Origin of the sequence: Acetivibrio mesophilus (genome assembly GCF_004102745.1) — a bacterium.
Lineage (GTDB): Bacteria > Bacillota > Clostridia > Acetivibrionales > Acetivibrionaceae > Hungateiclostridium > Hungateiclostridium mesophilum.
Map to the genome: position 1 here is coordinate 1 of NZ_RLII01000070.1, position 2,538 is coordinate 2,538.

A 2,538-nucleotide genomic window follows, 5' to 3' on the forward strand; every position below is an offset into this window, starting at 1 on the left:
ATTTCAGCATCTACTATAGGAGTTCCCTGGTTAACTACCTTTACCCTTCGGTTGATAAGGTTGTTAAGCGTCCCATCCGGATAATAATCATATACCTCTTCATACCTATAGGTTTGTCCATTCTTTGCAAATTCCGGATACAATACACTCTTTCTGGCCCCATTGTCATAATACTCGTATGTTATTAATTTTGACCTGTCCAGGCTGCTTATTGAGGCTCCGTTCGTAATCGTTCCGTCATATACATACTTCAGCCTTCCTGCCTTGTCTTTAACCTTCTTTGTTAGAAAATTCACTTTATCAAGCAAATCAGCTTTTTATATATTTTTTGGCTTCGTTATCAAAAAGAAAAATCCTTCTATAAATAAAAATTCAAAATCCCTTATGGATACGGGTACATCAAGACACAAAGCAATTTAACTTCAAAGAAAATTTGACATAGGTTCTGCCACTAACGTACTTTTGAGGCACGTTGTGTACAAAACTTATCCTGACGGAAAAATTTTTAAAAAATAATCTTGACAGGCGCAAGAGATGGCGGTACTTTTTTCTCCGGTTTATGGAGCGGTATTCGGCCCGGTAGGTGCAGAGTATTTTTTTGTGGAGGTTGTTTTTATGGTATGTCTGGGTTCAGTAGGTAAGTTCTGGATGGATGAGTGCCTTGAGGTCAAGGTCAGTGGCTCATGGCTTAAGGAGTTTGGTTTTGAGTATGTCATAAGGTAGTTGTTGAGGTCACCAAGGGTCAGATAGTTATTAAGGCTGTTGATGTTGAGGGTATAGATGCTGTAGAGGGTGAAGAGGTATGAGGCACAGGTATTACGGGAGGTACGGGTATTATCCCCCGTACTTCCCGGTTATTTCATGGCTGGTTTCAAAGGTAAGCTGATATCCTTAAAATGGAAGGTCGTCTGAATCATCCATTGGGAAAAATCCGTTTGCTTCCTGCTTTGTTTCAAAACCTGTTTCAGAATAGTTGTCACGCTTGCTTTCTGCAAAATGGGCTTCTTCGGCTATTACTTCGGTAATAATACGTTTATTGCCTTGGTCATCTGTCCATGACCTGTTTTGAACTCTTCCCACAACTGCTACTTGTTGACCTTTGCGAAAATAGTTGTTGCAAAATTCACCTGTTTTTTCCCATGCTGTAACAGGAAAAAAGTCAGTGTCTTCCTGTTCACCCTGCCTTACAAACCTTCTTTTTACTGCCAGTCTGAAACTGCAAACGGATTTCCCAGTTGTGGTATGTCTCATTTCTGGGTCTGCGGTTAATCTGCCCATTAATATTATTTTGTTCATCAAATCACCTTCCATCATTTTTATTAGGTTTTATTTTAATCAATACTTAACAGCTCAAAAGTTGCCTGATTAAGTTTTTATTGTCTCATCAAGGCTTTTTTGCCATGCCTTAAAAACGAAATCTCCCGGTTGTTTACCGAGAAATTCCGTTTTTTTTATTATTTTTATTCAAGATACTTTTTACAAATGCCATATAATGGTTTTATTCAATTTTTTAGCATCAAATTACCTACAATGGGATTTTTGTAACCTACAGCTTGTATTTCCTAATTGCTTGTAACACATTGTCGAATTAAATCCATGATTTTATCTGCAACATCCATTATCAATAATTGTTCTTCTTCGTTGTACAATCCACACGAGGATTCCATAGCAGGGTAAAAATCTATAAATAAATCCACAGCTTTTTTAGGGATACAGTCAATACTAGCCCAGTCTTTAGCAAGTTCTTCGAGTAGTTTGCATATCATTTCCACTTTGTCTTGTTTCAATCCATCACCTAACCGAAGTGATACCAAAAGTCCATTATCAGATAAAAGCAACTCTTCTAAAACCATCAACTTATTATCCATATTTACTTCAATCCTTTCTATTTTATTAATTTTATTGCTTCACTAAGGATATTACCTTCTATTAATACCTCAGAAGCTCCCTTGGCAAGCCTTTTGGCGGTTGATCCTTTTAAAAAAGCATTGCGTCCTGCATCTGTTGATAAGTCAATAATATTTACATCATCAGGTAGTTTTGTAAGATCTATTTCCACAATTTTATTTCCCGTCTTTTCCGCCCATTTTTTTGCAACATTTATATCTGTTGTTGTTGAAATGTACTGAGAACCTTTATTTCTACTACCAGAAGTAATGTGCCCTTCTACAGTCATACCCCTTTGTGGATTCTTCGCTGTTAATCCATTTAGTGGATTTTCATCTGGGCGAATTACTCTATATACTTTGGTTTGTCCATTTTCACCTACAGTTCTTATAAGGCTACCATTACCAGCTCCCGCATTTACATCAACGCTCTGTTTTGCTTTGAAATTCTGTATTGCATTATTGTATTCTATCTGTGTTTGTGTTTTGGGCACTCCTCCTGTATTCTTAACCAAATTATTAGGGTAATTTATGTCGACATCTATTCCACCAGCTACTGCTAATTTAGGGCTAAATACGTTGTCTATTTGCCTACTTATGTTGTCTACTTGATTCTTTATACTGTCTCCTACCGATGAAACAAAATCTCCAA

Annotated in this window: 5 protein-coding genes; 1 reads left to right on the forward strand and 4 read right to left on the reverse strand. The window is 37.0% G+C overall.

Annotated elements, in window-relative coordinates:
* A partial coding sequence (locus EFD62_RS17185) for a hypothetical protein (RefSeq protein ID WP_155522928.1) occupies window positions 1-296 on the reverse strand: 296 nt, incomplete at its 3' end.
* Between the two features lie 238 nt (window positions 297-534).
* Here EFD62_RS17185 and EFD62_RS17190 point away from each other — a divergent pair.
* Window positions 535-723 carry a hypothetical protein gene (locus tag EFD62_RS17190; RefSeq protein ID WP_128706583.1) on the forward strand — a complete coding sequence of 63 codons (189 nt, stop codon included), beginning with the start codon at window positions 535-537 and terminating at the stop codon, window positions 721-723.
* A gap of 168 nt (window positions 724-891) precedes the next feature.
* On the opposite strand, the gene EFD62_RS17195 is transcribed toward EFD62_RS17190, so the two are convergent.
* The 3 genes from EFD62_RS17195 to EFD62_RS17705 form a co-directional block, all read right to left on the reverse strand.
* Window positions 892-1,296: a single-stranded DNA-binding protein gene (locus EFD62_RS17195; protein WP_128706584.1), complete on the reverse strand. Its 405-nt coding sequence runs from the start codon at window positions 1,294-1,296 to the stop codon at window positions 892-894.
* Between the two features lie 266 nt (window positions 1,297-1,562).
* On the reverse strand, window positions 1,563-1,868 hold the full coding sequence (locus tag EFD62_RS17200) for a hypothetical protein (RefSeq protein WP_128706585.1): 306 nt from the start codon (window positions 1,866-1,868) through the stop codon (window positions 1,563-1,565).
* A 17-nt stretch (window positions 1,869-1,885) separates the two neighbouring features.
* Window positions 1,886-2,538: DUF7587 domain-containing protein (locus EFD62_RS17705; protein ID WP_162302540.1), on the reverse strand; the 653-nt coding region annotated here is incomplete at its 5' end.

Coding starts and splice junctions, on each gene's coding strand:
- EFD62_RS17190 (WP_128706583.1), top strand. CDS start 535: ATGGCGGTACTTTTTTCTCCGGTTTATGGAGCGGTATTCGGCCCGGTA.
- EFD62_RS17195 (WP_128706584.1), bottom strand. CDS start 1,296: ATGAACAAAATAATATTAATGGGCAGATTAACCGCAGACCCAGAAATG.
- EFD62_RS17200 (WP_128706585.1), bottom strand. CDS start 1,868: ATGGATAATAAGTTGATGGTTTTAGAAGAGTTGCTTTTATCTGATAAT.